Here is a 24,202-nt window from a genome sequence, read left to right as displayed (position 1 = left end):
GGTGTGTGTCGCGTGGGACCCAAACGGGCTCTATCGCGTCGCGAGAAGTGGTTAGCTGACGGCGTGGGTCGCCACGCTCTCCGGCGAAGCCGAAATGATCCGCGCGCCACGGCTGGCAGGGGGATGAAGAAATTCGCTCCAAGGGCGATGGTTTCGGCGATGCGGTGTGCTGGCGCGCCGAGTGGAAGTGCTACCGCCCGCCGGTTTTGCCGGCGCACGGAGAATGTTGGATTGCAGTTCCCTCCCCTCCGCCATTTGCACCCTGCACAGGTTTTGGGACATGCCCGTCGGGTCAGGCCCGGAAAAGCGGATGAGGTAAACTTGCGTTACCTCCGATCAAATTCAACCTCAGGTGGTTTGAATTTTGACGCAACCGCCTAAAGGAATGGAGGAGGACCGTCTGGCGAACGCGGTCTTAAAGTCCAGGACCGGAGCACGAAAGCCACCCCGACGCGATGACCACGACGATTGAAGACATATACCGGCCGCTGGCGTTAACCGCGCGGTTGCTTGCCCAGTGCTGGCCGCAGCTGTTGCTTGTCGGCTGCCTCGGTATGATCGCTCATGATCTGCTGCTTCAGGGCGCCGTGAGGATCGGCCTCCAATTCCCGTTAGGCGGGATGGTCATACTGTCGCTGGTGGTTCTCGCTAAGCTGACGGTATTGGTCATGATGTTCGTGGTGCTCCGGCCGCACATGCCGGCGGTGGCGGCACTGAGACAAAAAGCGAAAAAGCAAGCGGACGAAACAAAACGCGAGCCGGTCCTGGCGATTACCGCGGCCGCGATCCTGCCGTTCTTCGCCTACTATGCCGCCTGGGGTTTCCTTGGCGATACGGTTCGCGAATATTCGCGCATGGCGCTGGCCCAGGCCGATCTCGGCAAAAGCGTCGATATCTTCGCCATTCTTCAGTCAAGCGGCGTGGTACTGTCGATCGTCATATGCTGGCTGGTGCGTTTTGCCGCCAAGCGACTGAATGCGCGCGCCTCGCACCCCTACTGGCGGCTGCTGATCGTAGCGACGGACGCAACTTGGATCTTCATCGGTCTCTACGCGCTCGGCGTATGGAAAGACCAGCTCATCCGCTGGCTCGGCGCATGCGCCGCGCTGCAACAGCTCAGCCTCGATTTGCTTGCGCCGGTAAGCCAGGCGGCTGCGGCCGGCCAGCTCGTTCCCGTGGAATTCCGGCCGCTTTCCTTTGGCGAGCAGCTTCAGAATCTTTTCTTTTTCGCGTTGCTGGCGATTGTCTGGCTGGTGATGGCGGCGATCATCAACGGCTATGAACTTTCCGCGCCGGCCGCTCCCGGTCCTGCGCCCTCGCGCGCGCGACCTCCTGGCAGAAGTGGCTCAAGGATTTCACGGCTCACTTCGTTGGCGGCTACCGCAGCCGCTACTCGCCGGTCTGGACTTGCCTCAAGCTGACGCTCAGTGCCGGCCTTGCCACGCTTGTCACCTTCGTCATCGCCTATCAGGCGATCTCCTGGGCCGGCGCCTGGATATGGTATGGCCTGACAAGGCTGATCGGAGCGCATGATCTCGGGACCTGGCAGATCTTCGCCGATACCATCAGCCTGTTCATCGGCAGCCCAAGCGAACTCGACGGAGGAATCCTGCTCGACGCGGTCCGGGTCGCGCTGCTTGCAGCCGTGCTCGAGACTACAGTCGCCATGGCTGGCGAGGCGCGTGGCGTCAGGTCTGCGGCTCGCTGACGCTGAGATAATTCGGCAGTGCCGAGTAGAGGGCAATCGATAGCGTGAGGCTGCTCGCCGCATGTGGGATCGAAAAGCTGGCGGCCATCCGTGCCGGTTTGCCGGGTTCCGTCGCCGCGAATGCCATGCCGCCACACAGAGACCGTTGCTCGGCCTCCGGAAATTGCGTCCTGACCACCGGATCGGCAAACAGGGTTGGCCGCCATTCGCGACCGCTCCCATCGGAAAGCCGCACCTCGCAGGGAACGGCGCCGAGCGCTTTCGGGTCAGCAGCGAGAGCTTCGAATTCGGCAAGGACGATGGCGCTTCCGTCGCTGCCTGCCAGTCTGGTGAGGCGCGTCACGGTCCAGCTTGCGCCGGCATAATCGATCGGTTGCCCCAACGTCCCAGATAGCGGCTGGCGCAAATGTTGGGAGCGCCAGTCCTTGATGCTTCCCCACGTCTGCGCGGCTAGCGCGGCAGGCAGTGCGACCACCAGCGCCATCATGCTCAGCCAGTAGACTCGCCGCGTTGACGTCACCTTTGCGGGAGAACTGTCCATGGCGGGCTCTCTTCGTTGCGGCGGATGGTGATCGCGGGCTCGATGTCTTTGCCGGAAACATCCGCGGTGATGCGGATCTCATCGTCGAGCGGCAGCAATTTTGTGCGTGCGACCACCACGGTCCCGCCGGCGACGGCATCCTCCGGCACTTCGAACACCAGAAGGACGCGGCGTGGGAGGCCGGGCTGGTAGGCATTGCCCGGCATCATGTCGATCGTCGCCGGCACCCGGTCGGTCAGGACATAACGGACGCCGCTGCGGCTCAGCCACTCGCCCGATGTGAGACCCAAGGTCTGGAATTTCGCCTCGGCCTCGCCTTCGGCCACAATCCATACGCCGGAACTCGTGTAGGTCTTTGACTTCCCGAAGGACTCGACGTTGAGAACACGCGCCACCCTGGCGCTTTCCACCGAAAGCGCGAAGGCGCTGGCCTCCACACGCTTGTTCATGCCGCCCGAAGAGACGATCGGCGATGTAATGTCGCTGTACAGCGGACGCGTATGCTGCATGCCGTAGAGCACGGCGGCAGCGAACAGTATCGCAAGCGCCGAACGCACTATGCGCATCATGGCGCCTTCTCCACCGGTAGATCGACCGTTGCAACGGGATCACGGTCGTACCACCCGCTTGCGCCGTAAAGATTGTCGCGCAGCTTGTAGATCTGGCCGGTGACAGTGACCGTCACCTTGTCCGGCACGGGCACACCGGCCGGCCACTCCCAAGCCATCGTCAGGCGTTCCGGCATGTTGGGATTGAAGTATCCCGCCAGATACTTGTCGCGATCGAGATAAACCGTTGGCATCGGCAGCTCTTGCGCCGGCGCACTGAGCGTGACGACGCGGTAGAGCACGTTGTTCGGTGTGGCGGAACGGTTCACCACATCCAGATCCACCATCACAAGCTGTACAGGTTGTGATGGGGGAACGCCTGTCGGCGGCACTGTTCCGACACGTGCCGTTCGCAAGGTCACAAACCAGCGACCGGTATCGATCTGCTGGCCCGCTTGCACAACCGGCACCTTTGGCGGATGGGCAGCTTCGTAGAGCGTCATCGAAAACGAGATTGCCAATGCGGCCAGCCCGCCCAGGCCTGCAATCAAAAAGCATACAGCCTTTGCCGTACTGTCGTTCGTGTCTGTCCAGTCATGCGCGGTACGGTATGCGATGGTCCTCAAGCCAGCCTTATACGATGCGAGCTACGCCATCGGACAATAATTGTTACATCGTTTAAACAGCAGCGCTGTCATCTTAAGGGGGGTTCAGTGCAGGGACAACCAGCCGCGCAATCGGACCTTGGTGGCTCGCCGAGTCAGTGTTCAATATTCGCTGCTGGCGCTAGGAGCGGCATTAGTCCCGATGGCCCCGCCCAACCATTCGAAAGAGGCACCGGGCTCGGCTCGGCGCCCCCTCACCTTCTTCACTTATCCGACCACACCGCCAGCTCGTAGCCGTCCGGATCGGAAAAGTGGAAGCGGCGGCCGCCCGGGAAGGAATAGGCGGGCTTGACGATCTTCCCGCCGGCCTCCTCGACGCGGCGCTGGGTCTCGTCGAGCTTGTCGGCATAGAGGATCACCAGCGGCCCGCCTGCCGCCTTGCTCTGGCCACCGAGAGCGAAGCCGCCGGTCAGGCGGCCGTCGTTGAACTCGCAATAGCTCGGCCCATAGTCCTTGAAGGACCAGCCGAAGGCCTTGCCGTAGAAGCCGCGCGAACGCGCGATGTCGCCGACGGAAAACTCGACATAGTCGATGCGCTTGTCGTTGCTGGATTTGGCCATGATCTTCTCCTTTCGGGGTCTTTGGAAGGTCAGCGTTCGAGCATTGCCTTCAGGGTGTTGAGGTCGCGCTGCACCGCTTCGGCGTCGGCAGCAAATGTCTCCTCCGTCATGTCCGGCGTCCTCAAGAGCACGAACATGACCTCCGCGCCGGTCCCATTGGGAACCACGCGCACCGCATTGCGGGTTTCCTTGCCCTCGGCGAAGACGATGTGATCGAGGACACCGAGTTCGTTGGGCCGGGAGAAACGGATGCGGATGAGCCGGCCGTCGGGGTCCTCCGCAGTCCATTCTTCGCCCGATCTTTCGAAGCGCCTGCCGAGGCCTGCCGCCCAGCGCTGGAAATTCTCAGGGATGGAGGCGAAGTCATAGACTTCGCGCCAGTCCCGGTCGATGGACACGGTGATGATGCGGGATTTGTAGGTCGTCATATCTGCCTCCTTTCAACGAAGGCAGACTAGGCGGAGTTGGCGGTGGCGTATTGAACGAAACGGCCAGCTCAGGCGCCGAGCTGTCGCAGAACCGTCGCGGGCGAGAATCCCGACAGGCGCCGCACCTCGCGCGTGAGATGCGCCTGGTCGGAATAACCCGCCTCGAACGCAAGATCGGCTAGGCGCGGCTCGGCGGACTGCCGCGCCAGGTTCAGAAACCGCTGGAAGCGGAGAATGCGGTCGAGCGTCTTCGGGCCATAGCCGAAAGCCTCCTGGCAGCGGCGGCGAAGCGTTCGCGGGCTGACGTCGAGCCGGTCGAGAATCACTGCCATTCCCGGACCGGCGGATTCCGTTTTCAGCGCGTTGAAGGCAAATCCCATGTCCGGAGGCGGCGGCTCGACATCGCGCGCAAGCCTGGAGAGTGCCGCTTGCATCGCCCGCATCCGCTCCGCCGTGGAGGACGCATCGCCAATTCTCTGGGCGATTTCGCGCGCCGGCGCTCCCCAGAAATGGCTGAGTGCCACCCGGCCGCCAACGATCTCCGACATCGGCAGGCCGAGCCACCGGCTTGCTGCACCCGGTCGAAAGCGGGTGCCGATTACGGTAGAGCCGGGTGTCGGCGTTGAAAGGGCAACGGCCACGTCGGGGCCCGCTACGACCAGTTCGCCGTCGATCCAGGTGATGTCGACGCAGCCATCGGGCACCACGGCCGATAAGCTCCCCGCGTCCGGTCGCAATGTATTGGACCAGACACACTGGAAATGCCCTTCGAGTGCGGCCGGAGGATCGAACTCGCGGTATTCCCCAATCGCCCCGGAAAGGATTGGCGCCCCGGAAAGGACGGGTGTGTTGTCGTCAGACGTCACGAGCCTCTCCTGTGAGGAACACTTTCTAAGGCATCGTACTCTTCGGTCCCCGAAATCTATTGCGATGGCGGCGCGCTTCAACCCCTGTTGTGGTTCCGCCGGCCGCACCGTGATCGCTGATATCTGCAAGACCCGCGGTCGGCTTGGTACCTCGTCGACAATGTCGGCGCCCGCGACATCGGCCCATGATCCCTTTCGGAGACCGGTTCCGGTTTCCGGGGTCATGCACTAACGTATCTCGATCATGGCGGTCTTCACCGGCTGCCGGCGATTTCCACCGCGATCAGGGCAGTTTGCCGGCCTTGTCCTCAAGCGTGTCTCTTGACGCGCGGGAACCATACACGTTAGGGCGTCCGGGCACTCCACGCGAACGATTGGCGACCAAGCAAGGAAATTTCAGCCGATGGAAATTTTTACCGCCGCAGGCTTCTCGGCCCTGCTCCAGGTTATCGCCATCGACCTCGTACTTGCAGGCGACAACGCCATCGTCATCGGCCTCGCTGCGGCCGGCCTGCCGGCCGAACAGCGCAAGAAAGCCATCCTCATTGGCGTGCTGGCGGCGACCGTGCTGCGCATATGTTTTGCAGCAGTAACCGTTCAACTGCTCTTGATCGTCGGTCTGCTGCTGGCTGGTGGCATCCTGCTTTTGTGGGTCTGCTGGAAGATGTGGCGCGAACTGCGCACCTCCCATGCCGACGAGCTGGAAGCGACCGAGGCGCTGGCGAATGCCGATCTCGACAAGGACAATGCCGTGGCTGGCAAGTCGCCGCGCAAAACGCTTGGCCAGGCAGCACTGCAGATCGTCGTCGCCGACGTTTCGATGTCGCTCGACAATGTGCTGGCGGTCGCTGGTGCCGCACGCGACCATTTCTCCGTGCTGATCATCGGCCTCGTGCTGTCGATTGCATTGATGGGTCTGGCAGCGAGCTTTATCGCCAGGCTGTTGCACCGCCACCGCTGGATTGCCTATATCGGCCTGCTGATCATCCTGTATGTCGCGCTCGATATGGTCTATCGAGGCGCGCTGGAAGTCTGGCCACATCTGAACAACGCGGTGAGCTAACGCCGCCTGCCCCGCCGCTTCCGTCGTCGGCACCGATACATTCATCGTGCGTTTCGTCGCGGTTGCCGCGGGCCCATACCAATGCCGCAATAAGTGTGGTACTGCGCCGCCAATCCCGAAAAGCCGGAAAACCTTTATGTCCGCTCCTCGCGTCAGCTTCGTCAGCCTTGGATGCCCGAAAGCCCTCGTGGATTCGGAGCGCATCATCACGCGCCTGCGCGCCGAGGGCTATGAGATCGCGCGCAAGCATGACGGCGCCGATCTGGTCGTCGTCAACACCTGCGGCTTTCTCGATTCGGCTCGCGATGAATCGCTCAATGCCATCGGCTCCGCCCTTTCGGAGAACGGCAGGGTCATCGTCACCGGCTGTCTCGGCGCCGAACCGGACGTCATCCGCGAAAAACATCCCAACGTTCTCGCCATCACCGGTCCGCAGGCTTACGAGAGCGTGATGGCTGCAGTGCATGAGGCCGCGCCCCCGAGCCACGATCCCTATGTCGACCTGTTGCCGCCGCATGGCGTCAAGCTCACGCCGCGCCACTATGCCTATCTCAAGATTTCGGAGGGCTGCAACAACCGCTGCACCTTCTGCATCATCCCGGCGCTGCGCGGCGATCTCGTCTCGCGGCCAGCGGCCGACGTGCTGCGCGAGGCCGAGAAACTGGCCAATGCCGGAGTCAAAGAAATCCTGGTCATTTCGCAGGACACCAGCGCCTACGGCATCGACATCAAGTACCAGAGCAGCATGTTCGGCGATCGCGAAGTGCGGGCGAAATTCCTCGATCTGTCGGAGGAACTCGGCAAGCTCGGCGTCTGGGTACGCATGCACTACGTCTACCCCTACCCGCATGTCGCCGATGTCATCCCGTTGATGGCCGAAGGAAAGATCCTTCCCTATCTGGACATCCCGTTCCAGCACGCCTCGCCGCAGGTGCTGAAGAACATGCGCCGGCCCGCCCATGGCGAAAAGACGCTCGACCGCATTCGCGGCTGGCGCGAAATCTGTCCGGATCTTGCCATCCGCTCCACCTTCATCGTCGGCTTTCCCGGCGAGACGGACGACGATTTCGAGATGCTGCTCGACTGGCTGGACGAAGCCAAGATCGATCGCGCCGGCTGTTTCAAATACGAGCCGGTCAGGGGCGCCCGCTCCAATGATCTCGGCCTCGAACAGGTACCGCAGGAGATCAAGGAAGCGCGCTGGCACCGCTTCATGCAGCGCCAGCAGAAGATCTCGGCGACGCAGCTCGCAAGGAAGGTCGGCAAGCGCCTGCCAGTCCTGATCGACGAGGCCCATGGTACCTCGGCGAAGGGCCGAACCAAATACGACGCACCCGAAATCGATGGCTCGGTGCATATCCAGTCGCGGCGCCCGTTGCGCGCCGGCGACATCGTCACGGTCAAGATCGACCGCGCCGACGCCTACGATCTCTACGGTTCGGCGGTCTGATCGCCGGCGGGGGGAAGACCCCTTCTGCTAGAGCATTTTGCAGCCAAACGTCTTCGTTTGGCGTCCGACAAAATGCGTTAAAATAGAGAGTTAGAGCGCGGTTTTGGTTCGACCAAAACGCAAAGCGCTCTAAGACGTGACTGTTTCGCTTACACGGATAAGCATCCGCCTGAGCCAGGCGTGACCGGGATCGCTGTCGTTCCTCCGATGCCACAGCAGAGTTTCCTGATAACCGAAGTAGTCGAAGGGCAGCGGAAAAGAGCGCACGCGCGGCCAATTCGTCAGCCGGATCACATTTGCCGACAAGGTGCAGATCATGTCCGTCTGGGCGATGATTGCCGGCACGGCGAGCGCATAAGGCAGGCTCATTGCAACGGTACGCTTCAGGCCGCGGTCGTCCAGCAGACGATCGATGTAGCCCTTCAGATCGCCGACATGAGTGACCAGCAAGTGCGGATACTTCAAAAAGAGTTCGAGCGTCATCGCGTCGCGGATCTCAGGATGCTCGGCCGAGACGATCGATAGCCAGTTCACGTGGAAGAGCGGTGCACGTTTGATCGTCGTCGGCGCATCGGGCAGGATAGTGATCGCAAGGTCTATCGAGCCCTTATCGAGATTATCAACGATCTCCTGTCGGTGTAAGCTGCGCAAGACGATCGAAATTCTCGGCGCCGCTGAACGAAGCACCGGCATCAGTCTGGGCATTAACGTCGCCGCGATGTGATCGGTGGTCGCGACCCTGAAGATGCGACCCGATCGCTCGGGCGAGAACTGGCCGAATCCTCCCAGCGCATCCTGGATCTGGCGTAGCGCGGCCCGGATCGGATCGGCGAGGTCCAGCGCCTTTTCGGTCGGCCGCACGCCATCGGCATGACGAACGAAGAGATCATCGGCGAAGAGCCGACGCAGATGGGCGAGGCGCTTGCTCATCGCCGGCTGGCTGAGCCCGATACGGGCTGCCGCCCCGCTCACGCTGCCTTCACTGAGCAGAGCGTCGAAGGCGACAAGCAGGTTCAGATCGATCGAAGCCAGATTCATGCTGGACCTCCGGGCTCTTATTACTGAGAGGAATATTGAGATGTCAAATATCGATTTGACGACTGAAAGCGAACCCCGAAAATAGGCGCCTTCAATCGATATGGAGACATCGATGCGACGCTGTTCTCTCGCTGCTATTGTTCTATTCCTGATGCCGAACCTCTCAAGCGCTCAGCCGGCCGAAAGTCGCGGAGGGACCGTCTTCGCGTTGTCGGATGTCGATATGGTGCCGACCGTCTACGAGACGGGCGAGCTTGGGCCTCCAGATCCTCACAATCGGGATACGCTGTCCATCATCACCTCGCCGACAGAGCGGTCTCGCTCTGTTGCGATGACGGAGGTTTCGAATTCGACCTATGGGCCACCCGGAGCACTAGACATCTCCCTGGATGGCCGGTTCGTTTTCGTCGCCGAAACCTTCCGTCAACGCTCCGAACGGGCGACCCGCCTCGACGAGTTGCAGCAAGGCGACACGATCCGATCGCTCCAGTTCGGCGGCGGCCACTCGGCGGTGGTCGACAGCGTGAGGATCGGAATCCAGCCGCAGGCGATTCATCTCAATCCTGCTGGCGATCTCATCGCCGCAATTACTGCCGACGCCGAACACGAACTCACTTTCGTTCCGGTCAGGGAGGGTCGGTTCGGCCAAGCATCCAGCTTCGGTCTCGGTCTTGAGCCGTCAACGGGTTTCATTCCATTGAAGGCGACCTGGGTGCAGTGGCATCCAAGCGGCCGGTATGTCGGGGTCAATCTCGTCGACCGTGGTCAGGTTGCCTTCTACGAGGTGCTGCGCGGAGAGGACGGAGCGGTTTCTGCCATTCGCTCCTGGGGCAATCGCATCCAGACGAACAAGTTCCCCTTTGTCGGCCGCTTTTCGCCGGACGGCCGCAACTACATCACCTCCGATGTTCAATGGGGAATCGATACGGCTGGTTTCTATGGCGTTCAGGAGGGCATTCTCACCACAGTCCGGCTTGCCGATGTCGGGACGACGGGCGACGCAGCAAGGCACACCGTGCCTCACATCGCGCTTGGTGGCTGGGGCGCCGAGACGATCGCCTTCAGCCCCGACGGCCGCTTTCTTGTCACGTCCAATCTTCGCGGCACCGGTAAGCCAGATGGCTCGCGCGACTGGACGGAGCACGCGTCGCTCAGCCTCTATCAACTGGACACTGAAACAGGACGGCTATCGCCGCACGGCGAATGGCCGCTCGCAGGCGTGCTGCCGCAAGGACTCGCTTTTGATCGCACGGGACAAAAGCTCTTCGTTGGCGTGAACCGTTACCGCAATGAGGAAGCGCCGCTTGGCGGCGCCGTCGAGATATGGCAGATCACAACGGATGGGCGCCCGGCGCTCGCTCCCACATCGGATCGTATCAGGCTGCCTACGGGCGTTCACACGATAGTCGCCCGCTGAACTTTCGTGAGTGGGATTCGCGTCGGGCAGGTTAACCTTCGAAGCTCTGCAGATGAAAAGAGGGCGCCCAAAGGCGCCCTCTCCTGTTCCGGCGAAAGCCGGCCGAGCCAAGGCTTGCGCTTACTGCGGCAGCTTGTCGTCGACGCCCTTGATGTAGAAGTTCATGCCGAGCAGCGTGGCGTCGTCGGCGACTTCGCCATCCTTCAGCCACGGCGTTCCGTCCTGCTTGGCAATCGGCCCGGTGAAAGGATTCCATCCGTCGATAATCTTCTTCTCGGTGGCTTCCGCCATCGCCTTCACGTCGTCGGGCATGTTGGTGTAAGGGGCCATCTTAACGGCGCCGTCCTTGATGCCCAGCCAGACGTTGCCGGGCTTCCAGGTGCCGTCGAGTGCAGCCTTCACCCGGCCGATATAATACGGCCCCCAATCGTCGACGATCGAGGTCAACTGTGCCTTGGGAGCGAACTTGATCATGTCCGAAGACTGGCCGAAGCCCTGCAGTCCGCGCTCTTCGGCGACTTGCAGGGGAGCGGTCGAGTCGGTGTGCTGGACGATGATGTCGGCGCCCTGGTCGAACAGAGCCTTGGCGGCATCGGCTTCCTTGCCCGGATCGAACCATGAATTGACCCAGACGATCTTCGCCTTGAAATCCGGCTTGATTGACTGGGCGCCGAGCATGAAGGAATTGATGCCCATCACCACCTCGGGAATCGGGAACGAAACGATGTAGCCGGCGACGCCCGACTTCGATTGCTTGGCGGCGATTTGGCCGAGGATGTAGCGGCCTTCGTAGAAACGTGCGTTGTAGATGCCGAGATTTTCGGCCGTCTTGTAGCCGGTCGCGTGTTCGAACATCACGTCGGGGAACTTCTTGGCGACCTTTACTTCGGGGTCCATGAAGCCGAAGGACGTGCCGAAAATGATTTTGCATCCTTCGCGCGCCAGGCGCTCGAAGGCACGATCGGCATCGGGACCCTCGGAGACGTTCTCCAGATATGCGGTCTCGACCTTGTCGCCGAGTGCCTTCTCTACGTCCAGGCGGCCCTGATCATGCTGGTACGAATAGCCGAAATCGCCGATCGGGCCGGTATAGACCCAACAGGCTTTCAGCTTTTCCTGTGCTTCGGCGGTCGCCGCCAGCGACAATGCTGCCGCCGCGGTCATCAGCGCAATAAGCAGTTTTTTCATCGTGTTACCTCTCTGAGTTAAGCCTTGGAGCTTCCCGTTTGTCTTTTATTGTCAACGATCCGGAACGAATGGCTGCCCCAAGGAAGCCGGTGTGTTCATCATCGTCAAACGCTTGTTGCGCGAGATTAGAACGAGAACCACGATGGTTGCCAGATAGGGTAACGAAGAAAGCAGTTGCGAGGGAACCGGAATGCCAAAAGCCTGTGCATGAAGCTGGCCGATCCATACCGCGCCGAAGATATAGGCGCCAGCCAGCACGCGCCATGGCCGCCATGATGCGAACACGACCAGCGCCAGCGCAATCCAGCCGCGCCCGGCGGTCATGTTCTCCACCCATTGCGGCGTATAGACCAGCGACAGGTGGCCCCCGGCAAGGCCTGCACAGGCGCCGCCGAAGATCACTGCCAGATAGCGGTAGCGGATGACCTGGATGCCAAGCGCATGGGCCGATGTGTGGCTGTCGCCGATCGAACGCAGAGTGAGCCCGGTGCGGGTTTTGAACAGGAACCACATGACAGCGGCGGTCAACGCGATCGAGATGTAGAAGATCGGGTCCTGGCCGAACAACAACCTGCCGATGACGGGGATCGCTGTCAGGCCGGGAATGTCGAGGTTTGGCAGCCTGGCGCCGGGCTGGCCGACAAAGCTGGTGCCCATCATGCCGGAAAGCCCGAGGCCGAGCAGTGTCAGCGACAGGCCGGTCGCCACCTGGTTGGTGGCCAGCGACAGCGTCATGACGGCGAACAGCAGCGAAAACACCGCACCCAGGGCGATCGCCGCCAACAACCCGATCCACGGCGATCCGGTGAGATAGCCGGCGCCGAAACCGCCGACCGCCCCCATGATCATCATGCCTTCGACACCGAGATTGAGCACGCCGGAACGTTCGACCACCAACTCGCCGATCGCCGCGATCAGCAAAGGCGTCGCCGCGGTTGCGATGGTCAAAAGAATGTTGACGGTGATGTCCATCAGCGGGCCTCCTCGAGCTTCGGCGCGGATTCAAGCTTCGGCGCGGCAAAGCCGATCAGACGAATACGGTAGTGAATGAGGGTGTCGCAGCCGAGCACGAAGAACAGCAGCATGCCCTGGAACACGCGCGCCACCTTGTCGGAGATGCCGAGCGCGCTTTGCACCGCTTCGCCGCCGAGATAGGTCAGCGCCAGCACCAGGCCCGCCGCGACGATGCCTAGTGGATTGAGCCGGCCGAGGAACGCCACGATGATGGCGGCAAAGCCGTAGCCGGGTGAAATCACCGGCTGCAGCTGGCCGATGGCGCCGGAGACTTCCGAGATGCCGGCAAGTCCGGCCAGTGCACCCGACAGCATGAAGGCGAAGAACACCATCCGGTTGATACCGAAGCCGGCGAAGCGCCCTGCCCTGGGGCTTGAGCCGAGCACGCGAACCTCAAAGCCTTTCAGCATGCGGCTCATCAGGATCCAGACCAGCACCGCCGCGACCAGCGCGAACACGAAACCCCAATTGGCACGGCCGGAGGCCGGCATCAGTTCGGGGAGAATGGCCGAATCGTTGAACTGTATCGTCTGCGGGAAATTGAAACCCTTCGGATCGCGCCACGGCCCGCGCACCAGCCAGTCGAGGAACAGCTGCGCGACATAGACCAGCATCAGGCTGGTCAGGATCTCGTTGGTGTTGAAGCGCGTCTTGAGCAAGGCGGGAATGGCGGCGTAGGCGGCACCGCCGACCATGCCGAACAGCAGCATAAGCGGCAGCACCAGCGGCCCTTCAAACTGCGGAAACAGCACCGGAATGCTCGAGCCGACGATGCCGCCCAGGATGAATTGGCCTTCCGCGCCGATGTTCCAGATGTTGGCCCTGTAGCAAACCGACAGGCCGACCCCGATCAGGATGAGCGGTGCCGCCTTGATCGCCAGCTCATGCAGCTGCCAGACCTGACTGACCGGCTCGAGGAAATAAATTTGGAACGCCTTCAAAGGATTGACGCCAAGCAGTGCGAACAGGATGGCGCCGGCGATGATCGTCAACACGAATGCAATGAAGGGCGACAGCGCCGAGAACAGCATCGAGCGCTGCGGCCGTTTGACGAGTTCGAGGCGCATCATGACGTCTCCAGAGCGTGTTCGGCGTGGCCTGGCTCGGCCCCGCCCATCAGCAGTCCTATCTTTTCGAACGTGGCCTCAGCGATCGGCAATGGCTTCGACAATTCGCCATTGTGCATCACCGCGATCGCGTCGGATATCTCGAACAATTCGTCGAGGTCCTGACTGATGACCAGCACTGCCGAGCCGCTGCGCGCCAATTCGATCAGCGTCTGGCGAATGTGGGCGGCGGCACCGGCGTCGACGCCCCATGTCGGCTGATTGACGACCATGACGCTTGGCCTGCGGTCGAGTTCGCGGCCGACAATGAATTTCTGCAGATTGCCGCCTGAAAGCGCTGCCGCCTCCGGGTCCAGGGCGCTCTTGCGCACATCCATCGCCTTGATGATGCGCTGGGCAGCGGCATAGATCGCATCGCTTTTGACCATTCCGCCGGCGCCGACAAACACCTTGCCGTCGGTGGCATGGCGCGACAGCAGCAGGTTTTCCGAAAGCTTCATGCGGGGTGCTGCACCGTGGCCGAGCCGCTCTTCCGGCACGAAGGCAGCGCCCATCAGCCGCCTGCCGGTGATGCTGAGGCCGCCGGCATCCTTGCCACGGATGCGCACCGAGGCGGCATCCTGCTGCCGCACCTCGCCGGAAACGGATTCGAAGAACTCGCCCTGGCCGTTGCCGGCAACGCCTGCAATGCCGATCACTTCGCCGGCGCGTACCGTCAGGTTGATGTTCCTGAGCGGGATCGAGAACGGCGTTGCCGGCCTGCGGCTGAGTGCACGGATTTCAAGCAGCGGCTGCGCGGTCTCAATACCCTGAACCGGCGCGCGCACCACAGCCTGAACGTCGTTGCCGACCATCATGCGTGCCAGCGATGCCGCAGTTTCCTTGCGCGGGTTACAATGGCCAACCACCTTGCCGTGGCGCAGCACGGTGGCGCGGTCGCAGATGCGCTTGACCTCTTCCAGCCGGTGCGAAATGTAGAGGATGGACTTTCCTTCCGAGCGCAGCCGTTCGAGCGTCTCGAACAGCTTGTCGGCTTCCTGCGGCGTCAGCACCGAAGTCGGCTCGTCGAGAATGATGAGCTGCGGCGTCTGCAGAAGACAACGGATGATCTCGATACGCTGGCGCTCACCGACCGACAGATCGCCGACCAGCGACTGCGGATCGAGCGGCAGGCCGTAGCTGTAGGAAAGCGCCCTCGCCTTCGCGGCGATCGTGCTGATCGGCGAACCGTCGTCCAATGACAACGCGATGTTTTCGGCCGCCGTCAGTGCCTCGAACAACGAAAAATGCTGGAACACCATGCCGATGCCGAGCTTCTTCGCAAAGCCGGGATTGGTGATCGTGACCGCCTGATCGTTCCAGAAAATCTCGCCCGAATTGGGCTCCAGTGTTCCGAACAGCATTTTGACGAGCGTCGACTTGCCGGCGCCGTTCTCGCCGAGCAATGCGTGGATTTCGCCTTTTGCGACGTTGAGATCGATATGGTCGCACGCTGTCAGCGTGCCGAACGTCTTGGTAAGGCCACGAACCTCAAGCAGGTCTGCGTCGTCCTGATTTGCACTCACAGTGCCTCCCATCTGGTTTGCCAGATATGTTCTGTGTTCCCGCAGGCATGGTATGCGCGGCCTGCTGTCATCGCAAAGCGGCACCCGTCTTGAAAGAGCTTCAAGAATTTCAGCGGAAACCTAACGCATCGGCCCGAAAATCGAAATCGATTTTCGGAAAGCACGATGCGTAGATTCAAACTGTTAGAGCGTGCTTTTGTGCGTCCAAGTGGACGCGCGTCGCTCTAAGCGATAGCAAGGCTCAGGGGATAAGAATGGTTGTCCCGGTCGTCCTGCGGCCTTCAAGGTCGGAATGCGCCTTGCCGGCATCCTTGAGCGCGTAGCGCTGGTTGATCTTGATCTTGACCGCGCCGCTGAGCACGATTTCGAACAGCGCGGCGGCGGACGCCTCCAGATCTTCGCGCTTGGCATTGTAGACGAACAGCGTCGGACGGGTTGCGAACAGCGAACCTTTCTGGGCCAGCAACGACAAGCTGAACGGCGGGATCGGTCCTGACGATTGACCGAAGCTGGCGAACATGCCGAGCGGCTTCAGGCAGTCGAGCGAGGCCGGAAAGGTGTCGTTGCCTACCGAATCATAGACGACGTCGCATTTCTTGCCGCCGGTGATGGCGAGGACGCCGGCGACGAAGTCCTGCTCGCGGTAGTTGATGACATGGTCGAAGCCATGCGCCTTGGCGAGCTCGATCTTGTCGGTGGAGCTGGCGGTGCCGATCACGGTTGCGCCAAGGTGCTTGGCCCATTGGCCGAGGATCAGTCCGACGCCCCCGGCCGCCGCGTGAAACAGGATCGTGTCGCCCGCCTTCACTTTGAAGGTACGGCGCAGCAGATACTCCGCCGTCATCCCTTTCAGCATCATGGCGGCCGCCTGCTCGTCGCTGATGCCGTCCGGCACTCTCACCACGCGGTCGGCGGCGATCACGCGCTGCTCGGCATAGGCGCCAGTCGTCACGGCATAGGCGATGCGATCGCCCGGCTTCAGCCAGTCGATATCCGCGCCCACTTCCACCACCACCCCGGCCGCCTCGCTGCCGGGGATCAGCGGGAAACCGCCTGGCGGCGGATAAAGGCCGGAGCGATGATAGACGTCGATGAAATTGAGGCCGACCGCCGTATGCTTGACCAGGATTTGTCCCGAGCCGGGTTGGCCCGGATCGGTGTCCTCATAGGTCAGAACCTCCGGACCGCCATTGGCGTGGATGCGTATTGCTTTGGACATTGATGAGGCTCTCTTGGGACCAGACTCTATTGGGATCAGGTTTTCTTGGCGCCGAGCGTTGGAAAGAGCTGCATGATACCGCCGATGCATGCGAGGTAAAGTCCGGTGACCGTGATGCCGATCTTGGTGAAGACACTCACCTGCTCGCCCAGGACGCCGATCTGGTCGTAGAAGGCGGCAAGAGCTGCCTGCGCCAGCGCCAGCGCTCCAAAAGCGCACCATAGCAGCGTCATGCCAAGGTTGATCGGGCGCAGCCGCACCACCCGTACCGGGTGGATGAAATTGATCGGCACAAACGTCAGAATGCCGGCCACCACCACGACGGCGAAGGAAACCCATTGTCCCGGATCGATGACGAACAGCGTGAACACCACCATGTTCCAGACCACCGGAAACCCCTTGAAGAAATTTTCCTTGGTCTTCATGCCGGTGTCGGCATAGTAGATCGCGCTCGACACGACGATGATCGCCGCCGACAGGAACGACAGGCCCTCACCCATGAAGCCGCGCTGGTAAAGCGCGAAGGCCGGTATCAGCACGTAGGTGACGTAGTCGATGATGTTGTCGAGGAGCTCGCCCGACCATGTCGGCAGGATTTCCTTGACCTCGAGTTTCCTGGCGATCGGCCCGTCGATACCGTCGACGAACAGTGCCAGTCCCAGCCACCAGAACATCGCCGTCCAGCGCTGCTCGCTTGCCGCCACCAGCGACAGGAATGCCAGGAACGAGCCCGACGCGGTCAGCAGATGGACCGAAAACGCGCGCGCCTGCGGCCAGGTGACTTTCTTCTTCGGCCTCGGAATCCTGTCCGTGATTTTCCTGGCCGTTGTTTTTTTGCTCACGGGCCCCGCCAGTCCAGCTTGCAGATTTCGGCCGAGCGGCCGGCAAAATTCCAGTTGCGGCCGAAGGCCCGCATCTTGCTCTTGTCGGACCGGGCGACAATGATTTCCGGTGCGATCCAGTACTCTGAATTGCTGATCACCGTATCCTTGTCGCGGTCCTTGCCGACAATCGGCGTCACCGCCCCATCGATGATCTTCGGAATCTGGAAGATCCGCGTCCTGTCGCGCGTCTCATAGGTTATCGGAGCTTGCTCGACACCGAGGAACTTTCCGACCAGGATGGAGAGCAGCGAGGTGGTTCCGCCAGCCTTGCCGGTGAAAATCCTGGTCAGCGCCTTTACCGCGTAGACTGAGGCGCGCTTGTCGATGAACAGTCCGGCGGTCCAGTTGCCGCGGCTCATATAGCCGGGGATTTCCATGACCAGCCCAAGGTTGAGGCCGGACAGGTCGACCTCGCCGAAATGGCCGGCATCGATGCGGAACCCCGCCCAGGTCTGACAATAGCCCTCGGTCGGCGGATGACTGCCGAGAGACAGCACGCAAGGGCAAAAAACCGTGCAATTGCAGGAGAGCACCAGCTCTCCCTTCATTGCCCAGTCTTGATCTGCCATCGAATTCTCTCCCTATGCCGAGATTACTAGCAGGGCGGCTGCCCAGACAAGCAGTATCGCACCGGCGATCCGGGTTGGCAGCCTGCCCGCCGTCTGTTTTTCGATCAAGGTGAACAAGCCGATCAGCGCCATCCAGAACACGTTCATCACACCGACCACGAACATCACCAGCATCAGCGCCCAGCAGCAGCCGAGGCACCAGACGCCCTGCTCCACGCCGAGCCGGAAAATGCGGCCGGGCCTCGCGCTCCAGTTCGAAAACAGGATCGAGAACGGGTTTTTGCATTTCGTCAGGCAGACTTCCTTCAGGCCGCTGAACTGGTAGAGGCCGGCAACCAAAAGCGCGACTGCTCCGGTCGCGCCGACCACCGGATCGAGCATCTGCACAGGTGAGGCGAAGGCGTGGACGATGAGCGTCAGCGCCGCATACACTGCCGACGCGGCCAACCACACGTTGAGGTAACCGGCGACCAGGACCAGCGGATGGACGACCGGTTCGCCCTTGATCCGCGCAGTATCGGCAATCTCGCAATAGGTGCGGATCATCGGCGCCGCCGAGGGCAGCATGGTGGCGATCGCCATCAGGAACCACATGACGATGAGCGCTCCGGCCTGCGCGCCGACGCCTCCGTCGAGCGGCGCGGGTGCAAGACAAAGGGTGAAGAAGCGCTCGAGAAAATCCGGCAGCGGCAGCTGCGGCAGATATCTGAGCATCATGTCGCCGGGTGCATCGATGCCCGGAACCCGGCTTTCGGCGCCGCGAATCGCCATCGCGCCGAGAAGCAGCCAGGCCAGGAGGACGCCTGCGCCCAAAGTGATGTTCACCGCCAGTCGGGGATTGCGCGAGACGCTCGCCATGGCGCGGCCGACACGATCGAGATGGCTGAAATCATGGTCTTGGCCGATCATGGCAATCGAATGGGCCGAATCGCCGCGTTGATCAAGCCGTATGATCTGACCTATATGCTTATCAGGTCGGACCGACCGCCTCGCATCACAATCCGGAAGCGAACTTGGACCATCAGCAAACAGCACGGATATTGGTCGCCGGCAGTGGCCCGGCAGGGCTGATCGCAGCGCTTGGCTTCGCGGATGCCGGCTTTCCCGTGACGCTCGTCGGACCTGAGGCAAATGGCCAAGACGGCCGAACGACGGCTTTGATGAACCCAGCCCTGAAGATCCTCGGACGGTTGGGCGCCCTCGATGAGGTGAGGTCCAAAGCCGCACCGCTGAAGGTTATGCGCATCATCGATGCAACCAACCGGCTGATCCGCAGCCCGGTGGTCATTTTTCGCGCCAGCGAAATCGGCGAGCAGCAGTTCGGGCTGAATTTACCTAACAGCGCGCTCAATCCCGCACTTGCCGGGGCGGTAGCCGCGCATTCAGGCATCGAATGGCGAAAATCGATGGTGGCGACCTGGCGCCTCGACGCCGATCATGCCCATGCGATCCTGTCTGACGGCAGCGAGGTTGCAGCATCGCTGGCGGTCGCTGCCGACGGGCGTCTGTCGCCGGCCCGCGAGGCTGCCGGCATCTCGACATCCGCCCGGTCCTATCCGCAGGCGGCACTGGTTCTCAATTTCGGCCACCGCAGCGACCACGCTTTCACCTCGACCGAATTCCACACCGAGACCGGCCCGTTCACCCAGGTTCCCCTGCCCGGCAACCGGTCCAGCCTTGTCTGGGTGGTAGAACCGGAAACCGCGAAGGAACTTGTGGCGCTGGACGACGCGACGCTTTCGATGCGGGTCGAACAGCGGATGCAATCGATGCTGGGCCGGGTGTCTGTCGAGCCCGGCCGGCAGATCTACGCGCTTTCGGGCGTGTCGCCGCGGTGCTTCGCGCGCAACCGGGTGGCACTTGTCGGCGAAGCCGCCCATGTGTTCCCGCCGATCGGCGCGCAAGGTCTCAACCTTGGTATCAGGGATATCGACGATCTTGTTGGGATTGCTTGCGAAAACAGAATCGATCCAGGTGCCGTCAAGGCACTCGCGGCTTACGATTTCAGGCGGCGGCCCGACATTCTGGCACGCAGCGGCGCGGTCAACCTGCTCAACAAGTCGCTGCTCTCGGACATGCTGCCGGCACAGATCGCGCGCAGCGCCGGCCTCGGCGTGCTCGGCGGCTTCGCGCCGCTTCGCGCCTTTTTCATGCGCGAGGGGCTGCGGCCCGGCAGTGGTTTTACCGCGCTCGCCGGTGGCTTAAGGAAACAAGTCCGGCGGTAGCACGCCCCTCGCGCGGGCTGGTCTGTAGCTTGATGTGCCGTCAAGCGCTTCGGCATTGATCAGGCACTTCGACATTGAATTGATGCGGCGTCTGCGTCAAGGAGGGTCAGGCATCAGCCCTAAGTCGGGCTCGATTTTTTGAAGCGTAATGCGTAAATTCAAAGTCTTAGAGAGTCTTTGCGCATTCCAAGGGCGCGGCACTCCTAGGACTTAGTGGTGAGTACGATGATGAAAACAGCCAAATTCTCGATCGGACAGGTGGTTCGCCACCGGCTGTTTCCGTTCCGCGGCATCATTTTTGATGTCGACCCGCAATTCGCCAACACCGACGAATGGTATGAGGCGATCCCCGCGGATGTGCGGCCGCGCAAGGACCAGCCCTTCTACCATTTGCTCGCCGAGAATTCGGAAACGGAATACATCGCCTATGTGTCTGAGCAGAACCTGCTCGAGGATCAGTCTGGCGAACCGGTGCGGCATCCGGAGATCGGCGAGATGTTCGACAAGAGGCCGGACGGCCGCTACGAGCCGAGACGCCAGTCAAGACATTGACCTGACGGATTGCGGGCCCTGATGGGATTGGGATCAAGAAATGGCCGGCCGGAACAAAAAAGCGGGGCATGACCCCGCTTTTTTGTTGGCTTGAGAAATTGTCTTATTTGCCCCGAGGGGCGATCAGTTGGCGGTCTTCGCCTTGTCCTGCTCTTCCTTGAGCTTCTTGGCGAAGTCCTGATTGTTCTTGGCAACGAAATCCTGAAGCTTCTTCTGCCGATCCTCGATGTCCGACTGCTGCAGCGGCGGCCCGTCGAAGGCGCCGCTGAAGCCGGTCAGCGCGATCTTGATCGGGTTCGGCTGGTTCTGGAAATTGACCGAGGTCAGCGTCAGGTTCGAACCCTTCTTAAAGGAGGCGACGAGCTGGTCGGTCAGCGGCACTTCCGCCACGCAGCGGTCGGGGAAGCAGATCACATAATCGAGCTTCTGCGTCTTCCCGGTATCGATCTGAAGGCCAATGCCGGGAGGAACCAGGCGACCGGTCGGAACCGTCACCTGGAACACCTTGCGGTTTATCTTGCCCTTCAATTCGATCAGGCTGACGCCGGTGACGAGCTGGCCGTTACCGGCAGTGGTGATGTTCTGGACATTGCAAATGTCGACGTCTTCCTGCTTGGTGCAGGCTTTGAACCAACCCTGCGGAATCTGCTGTTGCTGCTGCGCAAGAGCTGCTGGAAGTTGTGCGCCCAGAAAGCCGACCACGCCAGCGGCCAGGACCGACAGGCGGTACGCGTTGCTGTTCAGGCTCGTCATATCGTGAACTTCCTCTCAAATGATCCCAGGACCGGCTTCTTCGCGCCGTGTGGTCCAGCTACCTGTTGCCGAAATGAGGCAACAGAATGACTCGGACGGCGTGTTACACCGCCAGCGGTGCCGAATCCAGCCCGATACTCGCAATTCTTGAACGCGTGATTGACCGGGAGGCGGCCGGCTCATGCTAGGGTGCGCTCCGAATCATCAAGCCGACCCGGTAAGGAGACGGTCATGGGCCGCGTTCTTGTTTGGCTGATCGCCGCGATCTCGTCTATCACACTTTCGCTTCAGCCAGCTGTATCGGAGCCGAAACACGCGATCGCCATGCAAGGCGAGCCAGCGCTGCCTGCCGACTATACGCATTTCAACTACGTCAATCCCGATGCGCCGAAGGGCGGCAGCATCACCTATTGCGTCGTCGGCAGCTTCGACAATCTCAACCCGTTCATCCTGAAAAGCCTGCGCACGACGGCGCGCGGCATGATCGATAGGATCTTCGGCAATCTCGTCTTCGAGCCGTTGATGCAGCGCAATGACGATGAAGCCTTCAGTCTTTACGGCCTGCTTGCCGACACTGCCGACATGGATCCGGAGCGCAAGAGCATCGAATTCCACCTCGATCCGAGCGCCAAGTGGTCTGATGGCCAACCGGTGACTGCGGAAGACGTGCTGTTCACTTACGACGTCTTTACCGAGAAAGGCCGGCCACCCTACAGCGCCCGTATGAGCATGGTCGCCAAACTCGAAAAAATCGGCGACCGCAGCGTGCGCTTTACATTCAATGACAAGGCCAACCGCGAGACTCCGTTGGTTATCGCGATGACGCCAATCGTACCGAAGCACGCTTTCGACAAGGAGACCTTCGACAGAACCACGCTGAAACCTGTGATCGGCAGCGGCCCGTACACCGTGGCGAACGTGGCGCCTGGCCAGCGCATCGTGTTCAAGCGCAACCCATATTATTGGGGCAAGGACATCCCCGCCAAGCGCGGTTTCGACAATTACGACCAGATCACCATCGAATATTTCCTCAATGCCAACGCCAAGCTGGAAGCTTTCAAGAAAGGCATCTGCGCCATCGACGACGACAGCGATCCGGTAAAGCGCGAGCGCGATCTCGACTTCCCGGCCTTCCACAAGGGCGACGTGATTGCCGAAACGTTCGACACCGGCATCCCGCCAGTGGTGACGGGGTTCCTGTTCAACACACGGCTGCAGAAGTTTTCCAATCCGGTCGTTCGACGCGCGCTCGGCATGCTCTACGACTTCGAATGGGCCAACAAGAACTTGTTTGGCGGCAAGTACATGCGCACCATGAGCTATTGGCAGAATTCCGAGCTTTCCGCGCTCGGCCATCCGGCCGACGACAGGGAAAAGGCGCTTCTGGCACCCTACCCGGGTCGTGTGCCAGCCGATGTCATGGACGGCACCTGGCGGCCACCCGTCACCGACGGCTCGGGCCAGGACCGCAAGGTGCTGAAAGCTGCCTTCGACATATTGAAGGGCGCGGGCTATACCTTGCAGGATGGAGTGATGCTCGATCCCGAGGGGAAACCCTTCGGCTTCGAGATCCTGACCGCCTCGCAGAACGAGGAGCGCCTTGCCGCCATCTACCAGCGCACGCTGGCGAAGATCGGCATCGCTGTCACCATCCGCAGCCTTGACGGCGACCAAATCCAGTCGCGCAAGCAACGTTTCGATTTCGATGTGCTGATCGGCGCCAGCGGCTTCGAGAACTCGCTGTCGCCGGGCATTGAGCAGTTCGGGCGCTGGGGATCAGCTGCCGCCAATGCCGAAGGGTCATTCAACCTTGCCGGCGTCGCCGATCCGGCGATAGATGCCGCACTAGAGGCGATGCTCGACGCCCGCAGCCGCGAAGATTATGTTGCCGCCGTCCGGGTCCTCGACAGGTTGCTGATCTCCGGCCACTACATGGTTCCGATGCAGCACAACACGCAGCAATGGCTCGCCTACTGGAGCTATCTGGAACATCCGCGAAAGACTCCCATATCCGGCTATAGACTGCCGACATGGTGGCGCAAGCCGAAGTGACCTCTTCGGAACAGGAGATCAAGATGAGCGACGAGAAGTCGATTACCGTCGATGTGGTCTCCGACGTCGTCTGTCCGTGGTGCTTCATCGGCCAGAAGCGGCTCGACAAGGCGATCGCCGCGGCAAGCGATGTCGACGTGCACATACGCTGGCGGCCGTTCCAGCTCGACCCGACCATCCCGCCTGAAGGCAAGGATCGCCGCGAATACATGGTGGCCAAGTTCGGCAGCGACGAACGCGTCCGCGAGATCCACGCCCGCATCGAGCCACTGGGCGAAGCCGAGGGGATCAACTTCGCCTTCGCCGCCATCAAGGTCGCGCCCAACACGCTGGACGCGCACCGCGTCATCCGCTGGGCTGGTGCCGCCGGCGAGGTCATGCAGAACCGGCTGGTGCGACGTCTGTTCCAATTGAATTTCGAGGAAGGCGCCAATCTCGGCGATCATGCCGTTCTGATCAACGCCGCCCGCGAGGCCGGCATGGATGCATCCGTGGTCGAGACGCTTTTGCCGACTGACGCCGATGTCGAGGCGGTGCGCACCGAAATCGCCACCGCTTCGCGCATGGGTATCACGGGCGTGCCGTGCTTCCTGCTTGAGGGCAAGTATGCGGTGATGGGCGCGCAGGACGCCGACACGCTCACCGACGCCATTCGCCAGGTTGCGGCGGCCAAGGCGCGGGGCGAGTTGGAGAAAGCGAACTGATAGACGCCATTCCATAGGCGCGTTTGGCGACATTGCCACAGCAGCGAACGCCCTCCGGTCACATTTCCGGCTGCCGCCAGGGTCGATATGGCAACAAAGATGACGACTCGTCTTTGCGTCCGTTCG

General features: G+C 61.5%; 24 protein-coding genes. 8 read left to right on the top strand and 16 right to left on the bottom strand.

Annotated elements, in window-relative coordinates; all coding sequences use genetic code 11:
• The first annotated feature begins 455 nt into the window (after positions 1–455).
• Entirely contained in the window at positions 456–1,421 is a 966-nt protein-coding gene (locus BQ8482_RS33060; protein ID WP_244603089.1) for a hypothetical protein, read from the top strand.
• 267 nt (positions 1,422–1,688) lie between these two features.
• Here BQ8482_RS33060 and BQ8482_RS33055 read toward each other — a convergent pair whose 3' ends face one another.
• From BQ8482_RS33055 to BQ8482_RS33030, 6 genes are all read right to left on the bottom strand, one after another.
• Positions 1,689–2,249: a hypothetical protein gene (locus BQ8482_RS33055; RefSeq protein WP_133254880.1), complete on the bottom strand. Its 561-nt coding sequence runs from the start codon at positions 2,247–2,249 to the stop codon at positions 1,689–1,691.
• Positions 2,225–2,818, bottom strand: a complete 594-nt coding sequence (locus tag BQ8482_RS33050; protein WP_123151387.1) for a hypothetical protein — start codon at positions 2,816–2,818, stop codon at positions 2,225–2,227. The genes BQ8482_RS33055 and BQ8482_RS33050 overlap by 25 nt, the downstream gene beginning before the upstream one ends.
• Positions 2,815–3,423, bottom strand: coding sequence for a hypothetical protein (locus BQ8482_RS33045; protein ID WP_133254879.1), 609 nt, complete (start codon positions 3,421–3,423; stop codon positions 2,815–2,817). Before BQ8482_RS33045 ends, BQ8482_RS33050 begins: the two co-directional genes overlap by 4 nt.
• Before the next feature lie 242 nt (positions 3,424–3,665).
• Entirely contained in the window at positions 3,666–4,022 is a 357-nt protein-coding gene (locus tag BQ8482_RS33040; protein ID WP_123151382.1) for a VOC family protein, read from the bottom strand.
• A 29-nt stretch (positions 4,023–4,051) separates the two neighbouring features.
• A complete protein-coding gene (locus BQ8482_RS33035; RefSeq protein ID WP_123151380.1) occupies positions 4,052–4,450 on the bottom strand; it encodes an SRPBCC family protein in 399 nt (132 codons plus the stop codon).
• Positions 4,451–4,518: 68 nt separating this feature from the next.
• Entirely contained in the window at positions 4,519–5,316 is a 798-nt protein-coding gene (locus tag BQ8482_RS33030) for a helix-turn-helix domain-containing protein (protein ID WP_208867923.1), read from the bottom strand.
• 403 nt (positions 5,317–5,719) lie between these two features.
• On the opposite strand from BQ8482_RS33030, the gene BQ8482_RS33025 reads away from it, so the two are divergent.
• On the top strand, positions 5,720–6,379 hold the full coding sequence (locus tag BQ8482_RS33025; protein WP_123151378.1) for a TerC family protein: 660 nt from the start codon (positions 5,720–5,722) through the stop codon (positions 6,377–6,379).
• Between the two features lie 136 nt (positions 6,380–6,515).
• A complete protein-coding gene (gene rimO, locus BQ8482_RS33020; RefSeq protein WP_123151375.1) occupies positions 6,516–7,829 on the top strand; it encodes a 30S ribosomal protein S12 methylthiotransferase RimO in 1,314 nt (437 codons plus the stop codon).
• Between the two features lie 129 nt (positions 7,830–7,958).
• On the opposite strand, the gene BQ8482_RS33015 is transcribed toward rimO, so the two are convergent.
• Complete coding sequence (locus BQ8482_RS33015) at positions 7,959–8,867, bottom strand: LysR family transcriptional regulator (RefSeq protein ID WP_123151373.1); 909 nt, start codon at positions 8,865–8,867, stop codon at positions 7,959–7,961.
• Positions 8,868–8,979: 112 nt separating this feature from the next.
• On the opposite strand from BQ8482_RS33015, the gene BQ8482_RS33010 reads away from it, so the two are divergent.
• Positions 8,980–10,284 carry a beta-propeller fold lactonase family protein gene (locus BQ8482_RS33010; protein WP_133254878.1) on the top strand — a complete coding sequence of 435 codons (1,305 nt, stop codon included), beginning with the start codon at positions 8,980–8,982 and terminating at the stop codon, positions 10,282–10,284.
• Between the two features lie 120 nt (positions 10,285–10,404).
• Here the strand turns inward: BQ8482_RS33010 and BQ8482_RS33005 are convergent, their stop codons facing one another.
• From BQ8482_RS33005 to BQ8482_RS32970, 8 genes are all read right to left on the bottom strand, one after another.
• On the bottom strand, positions 10,405–11,472 hold the full coding sequence (locus BQ8482_RS33005; RefSeq protein ID WP_123151369.1) for a BMP family ABC transporter substrate-binding protein: 1,068 nt from the start codon (positions 11,470–11,472) through the stop codon (positions 10,405–10,407).
• 51 nt (positions 11,473–11,523) lie between these two features.
• Positions 11,524–12,444: an ABC transporter permease gene (locus BQ8482_RS33000; protein WP_029352466.1), complete on the bottom strand. Its 921-nt coding sequence runs from the start codon at positions 12,442–12,444 to the stop codon at positions 11,524–11,526.
• Entirely contained in the window at positions 12,444–13,556 is a 1,113-nt protein-coding gene (locus BQ8482_RS32995; RefSeq protein WP_065010037.1) for an ABC transporter permease, read from the bottom strand. Before BQ8482_RS32995 ends, BQ8482_RS33000 begins: the two co-directional genes overlap by 1 nt.
• Positions 13,553–15,130 carry an ABC transporter ATP-binding protein gene (locus tag BQ8482_RS32990; RefSeq protein WP_165848816.1) on the bottom strand — a complete coding sequence of 526 codons (1,578 nt, stop codon included), beginning with the start codon at positions 15,128–15,130 and terminating at the stop codon, positions 13,553–13,555. The genes BQ8482_RS32995 and BQ8482_RS32990 overlap by 4 nt, the downstream gene beginning before the upstream one ends.
• Before the next feature lie 229 nt (positions 15,131–15,359).
• Positions 15,360–16,337, bottom strand: a complete 978-nt coding sequence (locus BQ8482_RS32985) for a quinone oxidoreductase family protein (protein ID WP_123151367.1) — start codon at positions 16,335–16,337, stop codon at positions 15,360–15,362.
• 35 nt (positions 16,338–16,372) lie between these two features.
• Entirely contained in the window at positions 16,373–17,140 is a 768-nt protein-coding gene (gene pcsA / locus BQ8482_RS32980) for a phosphatidylcholine synthase (RefSeq protein WP_246684285.1), read from the bottom strand.
• 35 nt (positions 17,141–17,175) lie between these two features.
• Entirely contained in the window at positions 17,176–17,790 is a 615-nt protein-coding gene (locus BQ8482_RS32975; RefSeq protein ID WP_123151365.1) for a DUF1326 domain-containing protein, read from the bottom strand.
• Between the two features lie 12 nt (positions 17,791–17,802).
• Positions 17,803–18,699, bottom strand: a complete 897-nt coding sequence (locus BQ8482_RS32970; protein ID WP_165848814.1) for a DUF2182 domain-containing protein — start codon at positions 18,697–18,699, stop codon at positions 17,803–17,805.
• 104 nt (positions 18,700–18,803) lie between these two features.
• Between BQ8482_RS32970 and BQ8482_RS32965 the strand changes: the two genes are divergently transcribed.
• Together BQ8482_RS32965 and hspQ are read left to right on the top strand one after the other, a co-directional pair.
• Entirely contained in the window at positions 18,804–20,015 is a 1,212-nt protein-coding gene (locus BQ8482_RS32965) for a UbiH/UbiF family hydroxylase (protein WP_123151363.1), read from the top strand.
• Positions 20,016–20,243: 228 nt separating this feature from the next.
• Positions 20,244–20,567, top strand: a complete 324-nt coding sequence (gene hspQ / locus BQ8482_RS32960) for a heat shock protein HspQ (protein WP_029352484.1) — start codon at positions 20,244–20,246, stop codon at positions 20,565–20,567.
• Positions 20,568–20,690: 123 nt separating this feature from the next.
• Here the strand turns inward: hspQ and BQ8482_RS32955 are convergent, their stop codons facing one another.
• Positions 20,691–21,320, bottom strand: coding sequence for an invasion associated locus B family protein (locus tag BQ8482_RS32955; protein WP_095493006.1), 630 nt, complete (start codon positions 21,318–21,320; stop codon positions 20,691–20,693).
• Between the two features lie 231 nt (positions 21,321–21,551).
• Between BQ8482_RS32955 and BQ8482_RS32950 the strand changes: the two genes are divergently transcribed.
• Both BQ8482_RS32950 and BQ8482_RS32945 read left to right on the top strand, forming a co-directional pair.
• On the top strand, positions 21,552–23,372 hold the full coding sequence (locus BQ8482_RS32950) for an extracellular solute-binding protein (RefSeq protein WP_123151360.1): 1,821 nt from the start codon (positions 21,552–21,554) through the stop codon (positions 23,370–23,372).
• Between the two features lie 23 nt (positions 23,373–23,395).
• Positions 23,396–24,076 carry a DsbA family oxidoreductase gene (locus tag BQ8482_RS32945; RefSeq protein ID WP_123151511.1) on the top strand — a complete coding sequence of 227 codons (681 nt, stop codon included), beginning with the start codon at positions 23,396–23,398 and terminating at the stop codon, positions 24,074–24,076.
• The last annotated feature ends 126 nt before the right edge of the window (positions 24,077–24,202 follow it).

The organism is Mesorhizobium delmotii (genome assembly GCF_900149755.1).
In the GTDB taxonomy this organism is placed as follows: domain Bacteria; phylum Pseudomonadota; class Alphaproteobacteria; order Rhizobiales; family Rhizobiaceae; genus Mesorhizobium; species Mesorhizobium delmotii.
Note: the sequence above shows the minus strand (reverse complement) of the source record. Positions and strands in the feature narration are given on the sequence as shown.

Coding starts and splice junctions, on each gene's coding strand:
- BQ8482_RS33060 (WP_244603089.1), top strand. CDS start 456: ATGACCACGACGATTGAAGACATATACCGGCCGCTGGCGTTAACCGCG.
- BQ8482_RS33055 (WP_133254880.1), bottom strand. CDS start 2,249: ATGGACAGTTCTCCCGCAAAGGTGACGTCAACGCGGCGAGTCTACTGG.
- BQ8482_RS33050 (WP_123151387.1), bottom strand. CDS start 2,818: ATGATGCGCATAGTGCGTTCGGCGCTTGCGATACTGTTCGCTGCCGCC.
- BQ8482_RS33040 (WP_123151382.1), bottom strand. CDS start 4,022: ATGGCCAAATCCAGCAACGACAAGCGCATCGACTATGTCGAGTTTTCC.
- BQ8482_RS33035 (WP_123151380.1), bottom strand. CDS start 4,450: ATGACGACCTACAAATCCCGCATCATCACCGTGTCCATCGACCGGGAC.
- BQ8482_RS33025 (WP_123151378.1), top strand. CDS start 5,720: ATGGAAATTTTTACCGCCGCAGGCTTCTCGGCCCTGCTCCAGGTTATC.
- rimO (WP_123151375.1), top strand. CDS start 6,516: ATGTCCGCTCCTCGCGTCAGCTTCGTCAGCCTTGGATGCCCGAAAGCC.
- BQ8482_RS33015 (WP_123151373.1), bottom strand. CDS start 8,867: ATGAATCTGGCTTCGATCGATCTGAACCTGCTTGTCGCCTTCGACGCT.
- BQ8482_RS33010 (WP_133254878.1), top strand. CDS start 8,980: ATGCGACGCTGTTCTCTCGCTGCTATTGTTCTATTCCTGATGCCGAAC.
- BQ8482_RS33005 (WP_123151369.1), bottom strand. CDS start 11,472: ATGAAAAAACTGCTTATTGCGCTGATGACCGCGGCGGCAGCATTGTCG.
- BQ8482_RS33000 (WP_029352466.1), bottom strand. CDS start 12,444: ATGGACATCACCGTCAACATTCTTTTGACCATCGCAACCGCGGCGACG.
- BQ8482_RS32995 (WP_065010037.1), bottom strand. CDS start 13,556: ATGATGCGCCTCGAACTCGTCAAACGGCCGCAGCGCTCGATGCTGTTC.
- BQ8482_RS32990 (WP_165848816.1), bottom strand. CDS start 15,130: ATGGGAGGCACTGTGAGTGCAAATCAGGACGACGCAGACCTGCTTGAG.
- BQ8482_RS32985 (WP_123151367.1), bottom strand. CDS start 16,337: ATGTCCAAAGCAATACGCATCCACGCCAATGGCGGTCCGGAGGTTCTG.
- BQ8482_RS32975 (WP_123151365.1), bottom strand. CDS start 17,790: ATGGCAGATCAAGACTGGGCAATGAAGGGAGAGCTGGTGCTCTCCTGC.
- BQ8482_RS32970 (WP_165848814.1), bottom strand. CDS start 18,699: ATGATCGGCCAAGACCATGATTTCAGCCATCTCGATCGTGTCGGCCGC.
- hspQ (WP_029352484.1), top strand. CDS start 20,244: ATGAAAACAGCCAAATTCTCGATCGGACAGGTGGTTCGCCACCGGCTG.
- BQ8482_RS32955 (WP_095493006.1), bottom strand. CDS start 21,320: ATGACGAGCCTGAACAGCAACGCGTACCGCCTGTCGGTCCTGGCCGCT.
- BQ8482_RS32950 (WP_123151360.1), top strand. CDS start 21,552: ATGGGCCGCGTTCTTGTTTGGCTGATCGCCGCGATCTCGTCTATCACA.
- BQ8482_RS32945 (WP_123151511.1), top strand. CDS start 23,396: ATGAGCGACGAGAAGTCGATTACCGTCGATGTGGTCTCCGACGTCGTC.